Genomic DNA, 16,671 nt, shown 5'->3' with positions numbered 1-16,671 from the left:
AGTCGCCTTTTTTATTGCCTTTTGCCTATTTCCTGCGCCTGTCCGGGCGATTGCCTCGGCCAGGGCGCTCGCGTCCGCCGCCAGTATTTGAGCCGCCGGGCTTCTGTGGCAGCGCCTCCGAAACAGAAATCTTCCGATTGCCGAGGAGAGCACCATCAAGAGTTTCGACCACCTCCCGTACTTTAACATCAACCATCTTGACAAAACCGCTCCCCTTGAAGAGACCTGTCTGGCGGTCGCTGACCAGATGAACAGACTTGACTTTCCCTACAACTTCAAAAAGTTTTTGCAATTCCTCTTCGGTGGTTTCAAAAGGCATGTTAGAAACATAGAAATCAAAAATCATAGATCGCTCCTGCGTGTAAAATCTTTTCTGAATCTTGCTGCCAAGCTTCATCTCCGATCGTGCAACGTAACATAATCCCGCAAGCAAAAGGAGAATATCTTAAGAGGGCACAGTCTCTTGAGATAAGACCAAAAATAACAGATAGGCATTCTGGTGTCTACACCAAACGTCGGATAAGATATAGAACGGTAGATGAAGCTCAAAAGGTAAGCCTGTGACAGCAGGGGAGGAGAGCGGAGAAAGGTTGACACCGGCAGGTGTATTACATAAAATCACAAAGAAATCCCCTGTTTCTGTGAGAGGTTACGGGCGGATTTGGTAAACGGAGCCGGGAGCTGCAACTCCCGGTTTCCTATTTCTGGGGCCGTCTGATTCTGCAAAATCGGGCGGCTTCCGTATATGTAGCTTTACCTGAGTTTTACTTGCCTGTTTTATCTCCGAGAGCATCCGGCCCGGTAGGGATAGATGCCCGCTTTAAGGTTTCCGTGAAGCTCCTGGAAATGAGAGCCGCGCGGAAAATTCCAAGCCTATCCAACTCTTCAAGAGTCTCAATTCCTTCGATAACCAGGTTAGAGAGCAGTTTGTGTCTAGAAATTCCGGACTTGTCAGCTAATAGCTGCGCACGTTCCAGGATTTCAGAGGGTAGCCGTATTGCAATCTGAGCGTCTGTTGCCATAATTTGCCCCTTAAAATTGTGATACAAAACATTACATTTTCGCGAAACAAAAAATCAAGGAAAAATCACGCCCGTCTTGCGATCAACCGAGGCGAAACAAATATAGCCAATTTGAAAGCCCATTGGTATTACATGGTGTGATACAAATGTGATACACGATAAATCAATAGGTTACACGATTTTCTTGGGTTTTTTTTGCACGTCTCGCTAACGCTCGCCTCTCTGCCGACAAGCGGCCGAGGCACAGGGACAACGGCACCGCTCGCAAAAGCGGAGCGTGTGCCTTATAGTCCCTTTTTTCTTCAGTTTCATGGCACCGGGCGGACAGCCTCGCAGGGCGTGCCTCTTTTCTCCGGTGTGCAAGCGCTCCTGTGGTCGCTGCGAAAACCTGGTGGGGAAGGGTGAGGTGCTAAAATGGGGATTCGGTGGCATCTGCTGGCGGTTTTGGGAGTTTGCAGAAGTAGGCTTCAATCTGCTTATAAGCTCTTGCGCCTTGTAAGATGGTATATGAACCACGTTGCGCCCTGGTTCTGAATCGGGAATAGCCCCTGGTCTGTTTCTCTGCCAATCGACCAAGCCAGCGAATAACCCGAGTTTGGCCGCCGTAAATCTCCCCGGTCTCCTGGTCGACCTGGGCCTGATCGAGATCGTCCAGGGGGATGTTAACGGGAGAGGCTTCCAGTCCACGAGAATTGCCACAGAAGCGCCCAAAGCGGTTATATCCCTCGGGAATGTCCTTTTGCGCTTCCTTGTCGAGGTATTTACAGAGATAGGAGCCGCTTCCCATATCCCAGGCTATCCAGTTTTCCCCACGCTCTGGCCCATGCCACCACAACTGATCGTCAGTGCCATCGGTGATCCTGCACCATGCCTGGGCCAGTCTCGCCCAGGTTTCGGGGTCGGGTAGGGTGGTCAGAAAAACGTGATAATGAGGGGATTTGCGTTTTTGAAACTCCAGAATCCAGAGATAGCCCACACCAGGTAGAAGCCTACGTAAAGCCGTTAACCAGGCGTTGAGATGTGCCTTGCTGACTCTGCCGTCTGTAGGCCATTCGTTGTGATAGGTCAGGCCGAATTGAGACACCAGGGCCGGGAAGGCGTTCAAGGCCCGGAAGCGCAGCCGGCGCCGGGAGTGATCGGAGAAGGAATTAATCGCCGTTTTCTCTGGCGGGGTCTGGTTCGGATTTCCTGTTCCTGGACGTTTGACCCGAAGGGATTGTGGGAAGATCTGGAGGTGAGCCGAAGGGGGTTGTTGAGATATGCAACTAGAAACAAGCCCTCCCGCATCTTCTGAACGGGCGGCACTCGGGCGGCCACTTGCCCCCGATGCCCCTTGGCCGTAAATGTTGTGAAACTTAGGAAAATGGCCCAAAGATGGCCAAGGCCGAGAACAAAAGGACTGATAGCCACTATCCGTCCAAGTGGAACGAAAGAAACAACCTGGACATGACGAAGAATTGGAACGGAGGGAAAGGGGAGAAGTTCCCAGCATGGCCGTTTCGCCTAACGGCTTCACTCCGCCGCCGATGTCGGCAGCGGCCCTGGAGGCAGCCTTGCGCCCGGCGGATGACACACCGCCGTGGCTTTCGGCTGCCTCAGCGCAGGAGGGGGCCAACGAGGGTGACGGGGTATGAGATCGCCCAGGCTTCACCATCCGTGATTCTCCCAGGAGAAGACTTCACAGAAAGCGAGTTGTGCAATGGTCAGATTTTTAAGAAGGAAGCGTTGATACTTTGCGGGGGTTTTCCGAAGGTAACGCGCGGCCAGGATGGAACGCTCGGCATTGGTCAGGCAGTCAACGTAAAACTGAAGCCGTTCAGATCGCTGCCGACATTGTTCCGTTTTCCTTTGGCCAGGGGTCAGCATGAGCGCCCCTCGCCAAGCGGATTAATGGTAACGTCGGATAAGATATATTATGTAAACTTGGACATAGAGCAAGAAAGTGGGTAAAAATAACCTGCCCCTTATTGTTGGGGCCGAGCCAACCGTTTTCCGTAAATAAAACGAAAAACCAGGAGTAAGCAGATCACCAGGCCAACAACTGTAAAAATCGGGGCCAGTAAAGCCAAAATGGTTAGCAGAATTGAGCCAATCAATTCCAGGCCGCCTACAATAAGATTGCCCAGTCCACCGGTGACAAGACTTGACCCGCCGCGAACAATAACGCTGCTGATCTGCACCAAGCCTGCTGTACCTCCTCCGGCAATAATCGCGAGCGCCCATTGAAGAAATGGTGATACGTCACCTAGCAAGGACGCCATCAGCAGGGTTCCGGCGATAACGGCCCCTGGCGTCGTCAACGAGTCGACCAGGTTATCGATAAAGGGCACCGTATAGGCTGCTATTTCGAGGATGGTGGCAAATGCCAGCGCAACCAGCGCCGGCTCGCTGCCGAGCCAGGAGAAATTTGGCGATAAAGACAGCTGGCCGAAATGGGCCGCAATGCTGACTCCCAGCAGGGGCACAAAAACCCTGAATCCGCTGGCAGCGCTCAGGCCTATTCCTATGAGAACCGCGGTTATTAACTCAACCTGCTGGGGTACCATCCGTTTCTCCCTGATAATTATATATTGTCATGCCACTGTCGCCAACTCGAGCCTATCTCCCCATCGATCCATGAGTGCCTGTCGAAGCTCCTGATAATCGGGATTACTTAAAAAGTCTTTCTTTTCAGCCAAATGAAAAGCCTCATCCCTGGCTTGTTCAAGAAGATAACCGTCACGTAACAGATTGGCCACCCTGAAGTCTGGCAACCCAGCCTGGCGTGTTCCCATAAGTTCGCCCGGCCCCCTGATTTGTAGATCGGCCTCGGCAATTTGAAAACCATCGGTGGTTTTAACCATGACTTCAAGTCGCTGCCTGGCGTCTTCAGTACAACGGGGTGAGTGCACTAAAAGACAATACCCTCGATGAGCGCCACGCCCTACCCGTCCCCGCAGTTGGTGCAATTGAGCCAGCCCGAATCTTTCCGCATGTTCAATGAGCATCACGGTGGCGTTGGGCACATCGATACCCACTTCAATGACCGTGGTGGAAACCAGAATATCGATCTGCTGATTCTTGAAAGCAGTCATCACGGCTTCTTTTTCGTCGGACTTCAGGCGCCCATGAAGCAGACCAATCCGATGTTGAGGAAAAATTTCCGTAGCCAGATGTTCGGCAGCTTCGGTGGCGGCTTTCAGATCGCTTTTTTCGGACTCTTCCACCAACGGATAGACAATATAGGCCTGGCGCCCCGCTTCCAGTTCACGAGAGATGATGTCATAGGCTGCTTTTGGATGATTTTCCGGAATTAACCGGGTGGTGACAGGTGTCCGGCCAGGAGGCATTTCATCGATAACGGATAAGGCCAGATCGCCATAGAGCGTCAGAGAAAGTGTTCGCGGGATGGGAGTCGCCGTCATGACCAAAATGTGCGGATTTTCACCCTTTTTTCGCAAAACGGCCCTCTGCTTGACACCGAATCGATGTTGTTCGTCGATGATACCAAGTCCAAGTCGTTTGAATTCGACATTTTCTTGCAAAACGGCGTGTGTTCCTACTAAAAGATGAATCCTGCCTGAACGAAGGTCGTCAAGGAGAATCCTACGATCAGTCGGAGAAGACGATCCTGACAGGAGGCGCACCTGCAGATTGAGAGATTCAAGCCAGGGTCGAAAGTTAAAAAAGTGTTGTTCAGCCAATATCTCGGTAGGAGCAACGACAGCGACCTGGGTATTGTTTTCAATGGCCAGCAAGGCCGCCATGAGTGCGACAATGGTTTTCCCGCTGCCGACATCGCCCTGCACAAGACGGTTCATCGGGTGCGGGCTCATCACGTCCCTCTTGATCTCTCCAAGAACCCTTTTTTGGGCCGCTGTCAGTTTGAAAGGCAGCATCCCTGACAGAGGTTTGGTATATAGATGGTTCACCTGAAAGGGGATTCCCTCTTCGAGAATCATGCCGCGGCGTCTTAAGGCAAGCCCTAGTTCTAAAAAGAAAAACTCGTCAAACACGATGGAGCGGCGGGCCTGGTCCCTCCCCTCTTCCAGTTCTTCCAAGGAAGCCTTTTCAGTGGGCCAGTGGGCCTGCTGGATGGCGGCGGGCAGAGGCATCAAGTTATATTTTTCGAGTATGTCAACGGGTATTGGCGACATGAGACAGGAGGCATAAGTCTCTGTAATATCATGCCATATTTTCCTTGCTACTTTTTGCGACAGGCCCTCTGTCAAAGGATAAACAGGTAGTATGCGGCCGAAGGTGAGAGGATTCGAGGCCATATGAGACTGCAGGGAGACCCCTTCCGGCAAAAATTCCACGTCGGGGTGATGAACCTCAGGCCGTGATCCAAACCTCTTGATGTCGCCATTGAAAAGCCCTTTTTTCCCAATAGAAAAGCGATTTTTGATCCAGTTGCGCTGATAGCGGAACCATTTCAGGGATATTTGTCCACTACCATCAGAGACGATGACTTCGAAGATTTTCTTGCGGGTTCGAGGGGTCTGGGTTTCACTGGCGGCTAGGATTTCACCATAGAAGACTTCACTTCTGCCGGCACGCAGACAAGCGATTTTGCGGATTTCCCGGCGGTCTTCGTAGCGATATGGGAGGGTATAGAGGGCGTCCTCAAGAGAGGAAATTCCCATTTGGCGCAGCTTTTCCAACAGGCGTGGCCCAACCCCCCGGATCTGCTCCAGGGGGGTCGAGAGAATGTGGCGACTACTTTGGTATGAAAGGAGCGGGGGCATCTCCCCTCCCCCCCTATTCAGCGAAAAGGGCGTTCAGGTCTCTGAGGATGTCGTTGACGTCCAGTCCATGGGCAATGCAGCCCTGCTCAAGGGTCTCATTCATGGCGCCCATGCAGCCGACGCACCCAAGATTGTATTTGCGAAGCACATTGGCCACTTCGGGGCTCATCTGCAGAACTTGATGAAAAGTCATGTCTTTGTTTACTTTGGCACTCATATTTTCCTCCACTATTCGTATTTGATATCGATGATTTCGTAGACCTTAAGACCTGAGGGAACTTTAATGCGCACCTCATCATCGAGTTGATGACCTATCAGGGCCTTACCGACGGGCGAAGTGATGGATATTTTACCGAACTTGATATCGGCTTCATCTTCACCGACAAGCTGGTAGGTAGTTTCAATCCCGGAATCAACGTCGAAGAGGGTTACTTTGGCTCCAAAGACCACCTTGTCGCTGTCGAGTTCCGCCGGGTTGATAACCTGGGCCCTGGCAATTTTGTCGTTGAGCTCCTTGATGCGCCCTTCAATGAATCCTTGGCGGTTCTTGGCCGCGTCGTATTCGGCGTTTTCCGAAAGGTCTCCGTGGCCACGCGCTTCGGCAATATCCTGGACGACTTTAGGACGCTCGACACGAATAAGATTTTTGAGTTCTTCCTGGAGGCGCTGATAGCCTTCACGAGTCATGGGTACTGAGTCATTCATGAATCCTTGATCCTTTTCGCTCCTTAAAAAATCATCGGGCGGGTTACCCCGCCCGAAAAAGATGTTTTGTTGTTTTGCCAGGCCTGTCTTCAGGCTGTCACTGGCCAAAATGATACTCTTGAAGAGGTTTTACGTCAAGAGTTTCTCTCTTCATGGCCAAAATACCATCCACGGCGGCGATCATGCCGGCAACGGTCGTGTAATAAGCCACGTTGTACATAAGGGACGATCGCCTTATCGAATAGGAGTCGGCAACGGATTGAGCACCAAAAGTCGTATTGAAAACCATCGCGATTTCATGACTCTTGATCGCGTCAACGCAATGAGGTCTCCCTTCCTTAACCTTGTTGATCCTCTGAACAGGGATGCCCTTTTCCTTCAGAAAACTGGCTGTCCCCGCCGTTGCCACCAATTCAAATCCTGCCGTAGCCAGCTTGCGGGCAGGCTCCAAAATGGCCTTTTTGTCGGCATCTTTGACGCTGATGAAAACTTTTCCTGTCAGCGGAAGCTTCACGCCAGCCGCCAACTGTGCTTTGGCGAAGGCTTTGCCGAAGTCCATGTCCAGGCCCATGACCTCCCCGGTCGATTTCATTTCAGGGCCTAAAAGAGTATCAACGCCAGGAAATTTAACAAAGGGAAAGACGGACTCTTTAACGGCCGTATGCTGAGGAACAATCTCACCGGAGATGTCAAGTTCCCGCAGACTTTTCCCGGCCATGATCCGGGCGGCGATCTGGGCCAGAGGGCGTCCGGTCGCTTTGGAGACGAAGGGAACGGTCCGACTGGCGCGGGGATTGACTTCGAGCAGATATATCGTTTGCCCCTTGACGGCGTACTGAATGTTCATCAATCCTACCACATTCAATTCAAGGGCAAGTTCAACGGTCTGCCTCCTGATTTCATCCAAAACTTCAGGGGCCAGGGAAAACGGTGGTAGCGCGCAGGCCGAATCTCCTGAGTGGATCCCGGCTTCCTCAATGTGCTGCATGATGCCACCGATAATAACGTCTCTGCCGTCCGAAAGAGCATCGACATCGACCTCGATGGCCTCTTCCAGAAATTTATCGATAAGGATGGGATGTTCCGGTGAGGCCTCGACGGCATATTTCATGTAATTTCGGAGCTGTTCGGCGCTGTAGACAATTTCCATGGCCCGGCCGCCAAGAACATAAGAAGGACGCACGACTACCGGATAACCTATACGGTCGGCTATTTTTTCTGACTCTTCTACGGAGCGGGCAATACCGTTTTCCGGCTGCAGAAGATCGAGCTTATGCAGAAGAGCCTGGAAGCGTTCACGGTCTTCGGCGCGGTCGATGGCGTCAGGGGATGTGCCGATGATAGGAACGCCTGCCTTCTCCAGGGCCACAGCGAGCTTCAGGGGCGTCTGCCCGCCGAATTGGACGATGACGCCGACAGGTTTTTCCACCTCAACGATTTCAAGAACATCTTCCAGGGTCAACGGTTCGAAATATAGGCGGTCAGAGGTGTCATAGTCCGTAGACACCGTTTCGGGATTGCAGTTTACCATGATGGTTTCATAACCGTCTTTGACCAGAGCAAAGACGCCGTGAACGCAGCAATAGTCGAATTCGATCCCTTGTCCGATCCGGTTGGGCCCACCACCGAGAATCATCACTTTTTTACGGTCCGTTGGTTCGGCTTCGCATTCGGTTTCATAACAAGAATAGAGATAGGGAGTATAGGCCTCGAACTCCGCTCCGCAGGTGTCGACACGCTTATATACGGGGCGGATGCCCAATCCAAGACGTATCTGCCTGAGGTCGTTCTCCGTAACCCCCCAGAGGGTCGCCAGGCGCTTGTCGGAAAACCCGTATTGCTTGGCGGCGCGCAGGAGTTCCTTGACTTCGTCCCCCTGTCTGATGCCCTTTTTCCGCTGACTCAGAAGAATATCTTCCATGGCGAGGATCTGCTGAATATTGTGCAAAAACCAGGGGTCGATATAGGTCAGTTGATGAATCTCCTCCAGGCTGAAGCCGGCGCGAAAAGCATCGGCAACATACCAGAGGCGATCCCATCCGGGAGTCCGGAGTTTGCCGCGCAGAATATCTTCCTCCTCGGCAGACAGGGCCCGCCGCTGATCCGCAGCAAGATCAAACAGACGACTCTCAAAGCCGTGGGAGTCGATTTCCAATGACCTTAAGGCTTTTTGCAGGCTTTCCTTGAAGGTTCGGCCGATAGCCATGACTTCGCCGACGGATTTCATCTGGGTCGTCAGGGTGGCGTCCGCCTGCGGAAATTTTTCAAAGGTGAACCGCGGGATCTTGGTCACGACGTAGTCGATAGTCGGCTCGAAGGAGGCCAGAGTCTCCCTGGTGATATCATTGGGGATTTCGTCAAGGGTGTAGCCGACGGAAAGCTTGGCGGCGATTTTGGCGATAGGGAAACCGGTAGCTTTCGAAGCCAGGGCCGAAGAACGGGAAACCCGGGGATTCATCTCGATCACGACCATGCGGCCGTCAGCGGGATTGATACCAAACTGTATATTGGACCCTCCCGTTTCGACGCCGATTTCACGAATAATTTTAATGGATGCATCCCGGAGAAGCTGATACTCCTTGTCGGTCAGGGTTTGCGCCGGAGCGACAGTGATGGAATCTCCCGTGTGGACCCCCATGGGATCAAGATTCTCGATAGAACAGATGATCACCACGTTGTCAGCGAGGTCGCGCATGACCTCAAGTTCATATTCTTTCCATCCAATTACAGATTCTTCCACCAGGACTTCATTGGTCGGCGAGGCATCGATGCCGGCCATGGCCATGGATTCATATTCTTCCATATTGTAGGCGATGCCGCCACCAGTGCCCCCCAGCGTAAAGGAGGGGCGGATAATGGCTGGAAACTTGACTTGTTCGATAATCTCCATCGCCTCCTGAAAATTGTGCGCCAGGCCGGAGCGAGGAACAGGAACCCCGATTTTCTCCATAGCCTGTTTGAACAGGGTGCGATCTTCGGCTTTTTCGATGGCCGGCAGCTTAGCCCCGATCAATTCCACCCCGTATTTTTCCAGGGTGCCGTTTTTGGCTACGGCGACGGCGGTGTTGAGAGCCGTCTGCCCACCCAGGGTGGGCAGCAACGCGTCGGGGCGCTCCTTTTCGATGATGCGCGCCAGAACTTCAGGTGTAACCGGTTCCACGTAGGTACGATCGGCAAAACCCGGGTCGGTCATAATGGTCGCCGGATTGGAGTTGAGGAGAACGACAGTGTATCCCTCCTCCTTGAGCGCTTTACAAGCCTGAGTGCCGGAATAGTCAAACTCGCAGGCCTGCCCAATGACGATCGGGCCGGCGCCGATGATGAGTATTTTTTTGATGTCTGTACGCTTGGGCATATTGAAATCCCTTATTGGGTAGTCGGTGTTTGGTAATGTCTGTAATATTTGTGAACCGGTGTATCGTGTTGAAAGCGCGAACGCTATCAGGCATTCGCTGATTTCAGTTTTTTGATTGAGCCATCATGTCCACGAACTTGGCGAAAAGATACCGCGCATCGTGTGGTCCCGGAGAAGCTTCGGGGTGGTACTGCACCGAAAATGCCTGAGAGGTGGAATGGGCAAGTCCTTCCACCGTATCGTCGTTCAGATTGATGTGGGTAATTATGGCAGTGTCCTTGATGGAAGCCGCATCCACGGCAAAACCGTGGTTTTGCGAGGTAATTTCCACCCTACCCGTTTCGTCTCGCCGCACAGGCTGGTTGCCACCGCGGTGCCCAAACTTGAGTTTGTAGGTCTTGCCGCCCATGGCAATAGCCAACAGTTGGTGACCCAGACAGATTCCGAAAATCGGTTTTTTCCCAAGAAGCTTTCGAATGTTCTCCTGCGCATAGGTAATGGGCTCGGGGTCACCAGGGCCATTGCTCAAAAAGATGCCGTCGGGATTTAAGCGAAGCACCTCTTCGGCCGGTGTGTCGGCAGGCACGACGGTAACGCGGCAGTACGCATCCACCAGATTGCGTAGAATATTGCGCTTGATCCCGAAATCGTAGGCGACGACATGATACTTGGGAGAAATATCAGCCTGCCGATAACCCGTCTCCAGATCCCAGCCCCCTTCCGTCCATTCATAGGGCTTTTGACAGGTGACTTCCCTGACCAGATCCCTGCCGACAATAGACGGAGCCTTGCGAGCCTTTTCAACGAGACTCTCCGGGTCCTGATCAAGGGAGGAAATAATGCCCGCCTGTGCCCCCTTGTCTCGAATATGTCGAACCAGGGCGCGGGTATCGATGCCCTGGATGCCGACAATCCCGTTTTCTTTCAGATAGGCGTCCAGGGACAGGGTAGAGCGCCAATTGCTCGGCGCTTCGCAGGCTTCCTTAACGATAAAGCCAGCAAGATGAGGTCGTGACGACTCGACATCCTCGGGATTGACACCACAGTTGCCGATGAGCGGATAGGTCATGGTGACGATTTCGCCCCGGTAGGAAGGGTCTGTCAATATTTCCTGATAGCCGCTCATGCTGGTGTTGAAAACAACCTCTCCCGTTACCTCACCCGGTGCGCCGAAGCTTTTACCGTGAAAGACCCTGCCATCGGCAAGAGCCAGAATAGCTTTCATAGCTGCAAAACTCCCTAGAAACAACTTTAATAAATAAGTTTAACTTACTGATCTTATAATTTATTTTCGAACGTAACACGTCCGCCACAAATCGTGTATAGAGCCCTACCCTTGACATTCCAGCCACCAAAAGGGGTGTTTCGACTCTTAGATTCAAAGCGACTGGCATCGATAACCCATTTGTCAGAGGGGTCAATAACGGTGACATCCGCCGGGGACCCTACAGAAAGTGTACCCCGATTGAGACCAAGGATTCGGGCGGGCCGGTCGGTCAGCAGGGAGATGGCCTGGTTCAGAGAGAGGACACCATCCTCGACCAGGCGAAGGGTCAGAGGCAAGGCGGTTTCCAATCCCACAATGCCGTTGAGAGCAATATTGAACTCCACGTTTTTTTCATCATAGTGATGAGGAGCGTGATCCGTGGCGATGGCATCGATCGTACCATCGGCGAGACCTTCGCGAATGGCCGCCACATCATCGGCGGTGCGCAGGGGCGGATTCATTTTGGCGTTGGTGTCGTACCCGCGCACCGCTTCTTCAGTCAGGGTGAAGTGATGCGGAGTAGCCTCGCAGGTAACATTCACGCCACGTTTTTTGGCGGCACGCACGATCTCAACAGAACCGCGCGTCGAAACGTGAGCAACATGCAAACGGGCGCCGGTGAACTCGCAGAGCATCACTTCGCGAGCCGTGGCGGCATCTTCCGCGACCCAGGGAATACCTTTGAGCCCCAGTTCCGTTGCCACGAAACCGTCGTTCATAACCCCTTCCCCCACGAGGGAGAGATCTTCGGCGTGGCTTATAATTGGCAGCCCAAAAGGGCGAGCATATTCCATGGCCCGGCGCATCATTTCACCACTGCCAACGGGGACACCGTCATCCGAGAGGCCGACGCAGCCGGCTTCCTTGAGTTCGCCAATTTCCGAAAGCGATTCCCCCTTCTGCCCCTTGGTGATGGCGCCAATGGGGAAGACATTGGCGAAACCTTCTTCTTTGGCCTTGTTGCGAATATAAAGAGTGACCGCCTTGTTGTCGTTGACGGGCTTGGTGTTGGGCATGCAGGCCACCGAAGTAAAGCCTCCCGCTGCCGCGGCACGAGTCCCACTGACGATGTCCTCTTTGTACTCCAGACCGGGGTCACGCAGATGGACATGCATATCCACCAGGCCCGGCACGACGAGGCATCCCTTGGCGTCAAGAACTCGGACCTCTCCGCCTGATATCTCCTTGTCGATACGGGCAATCTTGCCGTCACGAATAAGTACATCCAACTGCTGATCCACTTTATTGCCTGGGTCGATAACGCGGCCGTTCTTGATCAATATATCCATTTTCACCTCGCTATATGGGTAATAAACTTGCTTATTATCAGGCGTCAGGCGATCCTTCGCCGGCATCCCCGCCAGCAACCAGGTACAGCAGGGCCATACGAACAGCGACGCCGTTTTCAACCTGATCCAAGATGACGTTCTGATCGCCATCGGCGACGATAGATGAAATCTCGACACCCCGATTCATGGGGCCGGGGTGCATGATGATGGCATCCTTTTGGGCGAGCTTAAGATTGTCTTTATTCAGGCCGTAAAAGCGCGCGTATTCACGCAACGTGGGGAGCAGTGTTTTGCCTTGACGCTCCAACTGGATGCGCAGCATCATGATGACATCGGCCCCCTCCAGAGCCTGGTTGATATCTGTATAGACCTCGGCGCCAAGTCGTTCGATGCCGGGAGGAATCATGGTGCCGGGACCGGCCAGTCGAACAGTGGCGCCCATCTTGATCAGGGCGTAGAGATCCGAGCGCGCCACCCGGCTGTGGGCGATGTCGCCGATGATGGCGACCTTGAGCCCCTCTATCCTGCCCTTGTGCTGACGGATAGTGAGCAGGTCAAGCAGCGCCTGGCTCGGGTGCTCATGAGCCCCGTCACCGGCATTGATCACCGAGCAGTTCAGGCGCTTGGCCAGATAGTTCGGTGCGCCCGAGGCCGAATGGCGCATGACGATGATATCCGGCTTCATGGCTTCAATGTTGCGGGCGGTATCTTCGAGGGTTTCCCCTTTGACCACGGATGAGGAACTGGCGCTGATATTGATAGTATCAGCGGAGAGCCGTTTGCCAGCAATTTCAAAGGAAGTGCGGGTGCGAGTGCTGGCCTCGTAGAAAAGGTTGACGATCGTTTTTCCCCGCAGGGTCGGCACTTTTTTGATGGCGCGGGAATTGATTTCCCGGAAACTTTCCGCTGTATCGAGAATCTGGATGATGTCTTCTTTGGAAAGTTGCTCCGTGCCAAGAATATGCTTGTGTGGAAAAGCCATGACGGACCCCCTGGAAAATTATGGTTTCAAAAGCCGGACTTCAACCGGAATCGACGCGTCATCAAATTCGACCTGGACCTTTTCTTCCCGCGAGGTAGGCACGTTGCGGCCAATATAGTCGGGACGGATAGGCAACTCACGATGCCCCCGATCGACGAGAACGGCGAGCTGGATGCTTCTGGGCCGCCCCAGGTCCATCAAGGCGTCCATAGCTGCCCGAATGGTGCGACCGGTGAAAAGGACGTCGTCGATGAGGACAACACGGACATCATCAAGGGGAAAAGAAATGTCGGTCTTCCCAAGGGGGAGGCTGCCTCTTGATCTTAGATCGTCGCGATACATGGTGACATCCATGACCCCGAGAGGAACCTCGACGCCCTCGATTTCAGCGATGCGGGCGCGAATGAGTTTGGCCAGATGGTCTCCGCCGGTACGGATTCCGATCAGAGCCAGTTTCTCAGTGCCTTTGTTGTGCTCAAGGATCTCATGGGAGATTCTTGTCAAGGCCCGGCCGATGCCGGCACCGTCCATGATAGTTGTCGCTGTTTTGGTCATGTAATGGCCCCCCTTTTTCGGACTGACGTACAAAAAAAGGTACCTATCCGTTCAGTGACGGAAAGGTACCTTTGTAATTGATAAGCAGATCGCTGTTTTGCATGGGCCACCTTTGCTAATCTCTCAGGATTAACTTAAAAGGGACGTTTAAAAACCAAATTTTCAGGACTTTATCAGGAGACCACCACCTAAGTCAACGGTAAATTTTCGGACGGGGCGGAGTTTTAATGGATCGGCCGGCCGAGGCGATTCCAGCGTGGTTTGAGATCATCCCGGTCCCAAGACCAATATTTAATGAAAGCCATTCCCTTGATCGCCTCTTCGTCGACAAAACCCCAGAAACGGCTGTCGTAGGAACGATCACGGTTGTCCCCCATGACGAAATATTTACCCTGAGGCACCGTTACCGGTTTCATGAAATCTCTAGGGCCGTATTTTTCCCCAAGAACTTCGGATTCTTTATGCACTTCCTGTGGGATAGTGTAGGGCTTGCCGTTGAGATAGACCTGCTTGTTGCGGACTTCGACCACATCACCAGGTGTGCCCACAATGCGTTTGATAAAATCGCGGCGCTGAAAATAACCCTTGTCCTTGTCCTCAGGAAATTCGAAAACGACGATGTCCCCTCGCTCAGGGTGGCGAATACTTAAAAAGCGATTATCGGTAAAAGGAACCTTGATACCGTAAAGAAATTTATTGACCAGCAGATGATCGCCTATAAGCAGCGTGTCTTCCATGGACCCGGAAGGGATCTTGAAGGCTTGAACTACAAAGGTGCGGATGAACAGCGCCAGAATGGCAGCAACGATCAACGCCTCTGCGTATTCGCGCAGTTTGGATTTAGACCCCTTGCCTTGGATGGCTGTATCAGGAGATGAAGTCATATCTATTACTCTTTCACTTTCAGAATCGCCAGAAAGGCTTCCTGGGGCAATTCGACACTGCCCACCTGTTTCATCCTTTTTTTACCCTCCTTCTGCTTTTCCAGAAGTTTACGCTTCCTGGTAATGTCGCCGCCATAACATTTGGCGGTGACGTCTTTACGCAGGGCCTTGACAGTCTCCCGGGCCACAACTTTGTTGCCGATGGCGGCCTGTATGGCCACTTCGTATTGCTGTCGTGGAATGAATTCTTTCATTTTTGAAGCCAGGTCACGGCCACGGGCCTGAGCTTTGTCCTGATGAACAATCAGGGACAGGGCATCGACAGCTTCGCCATTGATAAGAACATTGAGGCGCACCAGTTTGCTTTCACGGTAGTCGAGATGTTCATAATCGAACGATGCGTAACCGCGGGTAATGGACTTGAGCCGGTCGTAAAAATCGAGAACGATTTCATTGAGGGGCAATTCATAGACCACCATGACGCGGTTGGCGGTCAAATACTTGATTTCCCGCTGAACGCCCCTCTTCTCTTCACACAGGGCCAGAACCGTGCCGACAAACTCATTGGGAACGTGAATGGAGGCGAGGATAAACGGTTCTTCAATGATCTGGATGTGCTGAACCTCGGGCAGCTTGTTGGCGCTCTCGACCCGAAGAAGTTCCCCCTTGACCGTCGTGACCTTGTATACAACCGTCGGCGCGGTGGTAATCAGATCGACGCCAAATTCACGTTCGAGGCGTTCCTGGATGATTTCCATATGGAGAAGCCCCAGGAAACCACAGCGAAAGCCAAAACCCAGGGCGAGGGAGTTTTCAGGTTCAAAGGAAAAAGAAGAATCGTTGAGCCGCAGCTTTTCCAAAGCGTCCCGTAGCAGATCATAATCGGCCGTATCAATGGGATACAGACCGGAAAAGACCATGGGTTTGACTTCCTTGAAACCAGGCAATGCTGCCGCTGCCGGCTGGTGCAGATGGGTGATCGTATCGCCGACCTTGGCGTCCTGCACGACCTTGATGCCGGCGATCATGAAACCGACTTCACCTGCCGACAACGATTGCATCTCCAGGGGGTGGGGCGAAAAGACTCCGAGCTTCAGCACTTCGAAACTTTTACGGTTCGACATGAGCTGAATCTTGTCGCCCTTCTTCAGGGTTCCTTCCATCACACGGACAAGAATAATGACACCCTGATAGGAGTCATACCAGGAGTCGAAAATGAGGGCCTTGAGGAGAGCAGTTTCATCACCGCGAGGTGGCGGTATTTTGGAAACGATCTGTTCCAGGATATCGTGAATGCCGATCCCTTCCTTGGCGCTGGCCCCCACGGCGTCCCGAGTGTCGAGGCCAATTATTTCCTCAATTTCTTCCTTTACCTTCTCCGGGTCCGCGCTGGGAAGGTCGATCTTGTTGAGTACGGGGAAGACTTCAAGGTTCTGGTCGATGGCCAGATAAACATTGGCCAGAGTCTGTGCTTCGACACCCTGAGAGGCGTCAACAACCAGCAAGGCCCCTTCACAGGCGGAGAGAGAGCGGCTAACTTCGTAAGTGAAGTCGACATGACCGGGCGTGTCTATCAAGTTGAGAATGTAGTCTTTCCCATCATCGGCCTTATATTTCAGACGTACCGCCTGAGCCTTTATGGTGATTCCACGTTCCTTTTCCAGATCCATTTTGTCCAGAAACTGAGCCGTCTTTTCCCGAGCACTGAGAGTGCCCGTCTCTTCGAGCAGGCGATCGGCGAGGGTTGACTTGCCATGGTCGATATGGGCGATTATGGAGAAATTTCGAATCAGGTCTTTGTTCATACGGGTCCAGGGATGTCCTTTGATTGTCTTTTTCGCAAACACGTAAAATATAGAATATTTCTATGTTTGTAAAGGACAAA

15 protein-coding genes are annotated in these 16,671 nt (G+C 52.8%); 1 reads left to right on the top strand and 14 read right to left on the bottom strand.

Going from position 1 to position 16,671, the window contains the following annotated elements; genetic code table 11:
* Positions 1 to 25 precede the first annotated feature (25 nt).
* The 3 genes from AOP6_RS07845 to AOP6_RS07835 form a co-directional block, all read right to left on the bottom strand.
* Entirely contained in the window at positions 26 to 346 is a 321-nt protein-coding gene (locus tag AOP6_RS07845) for an RNA-binding protein (protein WP_155876199.1), read from the bottom strand.
* A gap of 418 nt (positions 347 to 764) precedes the next feature.
* Positions 765 to 1,022, bottom strand: a complete 258-nt coding sequence (locus AOP6_RS07840; RefSeq protein ID WP_155876198.1) for a hypothetical protein — start codon at positions 1,020 to 1,022, stop codon at positions 765 to 767.
* A 409-nt stretch (positions 1,023 to 1,431) separates the two neighbouring features.
* Positions 1,432 to 2,127 (bottom strand): hypothetical protein, encoded by a 696-nt coding sequence (locus AOP6_RS07835; protein WP_155876197.1) that lies wholly within the window; start codon positions 2,125 to 2,127, stop codon positions 1,432 to 1,434.
* A gap of 385 nt (positions 2,128 to 2,512) precedes the next feature.
* On the opposite strand from AOP6_RS07835, the gene AOP6_RS07830 reads away from it, so the two are divergent.
* On the top strand, positions 2,513 to 2,656 hold the full coding sequence (locus AOP6_RS07830; protein WP_155876196.1) for a hypothetical protein: 144 nt from the start codon (positions 2,513 to 2,515) through the stop codon (positions 2,654 to 2,656).
* Between the two features lie 330 nt (positions 2,657 to 2,986).
* Here the strand turns inward: AOP6_RS07830 and AOP6_RS07825 are convergent, their stop codons facing one another.
* From AOP6_RS07825 to lepA, 11 genes are all read right to left on the bottom strand, one after another.
* A complete protein-coding gene (locus AOP6_RS07825; RefSeq protein WP_155876195.1) occupies positions 2,987 to 3,568 on the bottom strand; it encodes a DUF4126 domain-containing protein in 582 nt (193 codons plus the stop codon).
* 27 nt (positions 3,569 to 3,595) lie between these two features.
* A complete protein-coding gene (gene recG, locus AOP6_RS07820; protein WP_155876194.1) occupies positions 3,596 to 5,749 on the bottom strand; it encodes an ATP-dependent DNA helicase RecG in 2,154 nt (717 codons plus the stop codon).
* Positions 5,750 to 5,762: 13 nt separating this feature from the next.
* Positions 5,763 to 5,966 (bottom strand): DUF1858 domain-containing protein, encoded by a 204-nt coding sequence (locus AOP6_RS07815; RefSeq protein ID WP_155876193.1) that lies wholly within the window; start codon positions 5,964 to 5,966, stop codon positions 5,763 to 5,765.
* An 11-nt stretch (positions 5,967 to 5,977) separates the two neighbouring features.
* Positions 5,978 to 6,454 carry a transcription elongation factor GreA gene (greA, locus tag AOP6_RS07810; protein ID WP_155876192.1) on the bottom strand — a complete coding sequence of 159 codons (477 nt, stop codon included), beginning with the start codon at positions 6,452 to 6,454 and terminating at the stop codon, positions 5,978 to 5,980.
* 97 nt (positions 6,455 to 6,551) lie between these two features.
* Positions 6,552 to 9,809, bottom strand: coding sequence for a carbamoyl-phosphate synthase large subunit (carB, locus tag AOP6_RS07805; RefSeq protein WP_155876191.1), 3,258 nt, complete (start codon positions 9,807 to 9,809; stop codon positions 6,552 to 6,554).
* 103 nt (positions 9,810 to 9,912) lie between these two features.
* On the bottom strand, positions 9,913 to 11,034 hold the full coding sequence (gene carA / locus AOP6_RS07800; protein ID WP_155876190.1) for a glutamine-hydrolyzing carbamoyl-phosphate synthase small subunit: 1,122 nt from the start codon (positions 11,032 to 11,034) through the stop codon (positions 9,913 to 9,915).
* A gap of 53 nt (positions 11,035 to 11,087) precedes the next feature.
* Positions 11,088 to 12,365 carry a dihydroorotase gene (locus AOP6_RS07795; RefSeq protein ID WP_155876189.1) on the bottom strand — a complete coding sequence of 426 codons (1,278 nt, stop codon included), beginning with the start codon at positions 12,363 to 12,365 and terminating at the stop codon, positions 11,088 to 11,090.
* Between the two features lie 37 nt (positions 12,366 to 12,402).
* Complete coding sequence (locus tag AOP6_RS07790) at positions 12,403 to 13,347, bottom strand: aspartate carbamoyltransferase catalytic subunit (protein WP_155876188.1); 945 nt, start codon at positions 13,345 to 13,347, stop codon at positions 12,403 to 12,405.
* A gap of 18 nt (positions 13,348 to 13,365) precedes the next feature.
* Positions 13,366 to 13,902 (bottom strand): bifunctional pyr operon transcriptional regulator/uracil phosphoribosyltransferase PyrR, encoded by a 537-nt coding sequence (gene pyrR / locus AOP6_RS07785; RefSeq protein WP_155876187.1) that lies wholly within the window; start codon positions 13,900 to 13,902, stop codon positions 13,366 to 13,368.
* A 224-nt stretch (positions 13,903 to 14,126) separates the two neighbouring features.
* A complete protein-coding gene (lepB, locus tag AOP6_RS07780) occupies positions 14,127 to 14,786 on the bottom strand; it encodes a signal peptidase I (protein WP_155876186.1) in 660 nt (219 codons plus the stop codon).
* A 5-nt stretch (positions 14,787 to 14,791) separates the two neighbouring features.
* On the bottom strand, positions 14,792 to 16,591 hold the full coding sequence (gene lepA / locus AOP6_RS07775; protein WP_155876185.1) for a translation elongation factor 4: 1,800 nt from the start codon (positions 16,589 to 16,591) through the stop codon (positions 14,792 to 14,794).
* Between the last annotated feature and the right edge of the window lie 80 nt (positions 16,592 to 16,671).

Origin of the sequence: Desulfuromonas sp. AOP6 (assembly GCF_009731355.2) — a bacterium.
Classification (GTDB): Bacteria; Desulfobacterota; Desulfuromonadia; order Desulfuromonadales; family SZUA-540; genus SZUA-540.
The sequence above is the reverse complement of the archived record's forward strand: the minus strand, read 5'-3'. Positions and strand labels throughout refer to the sequence as shown.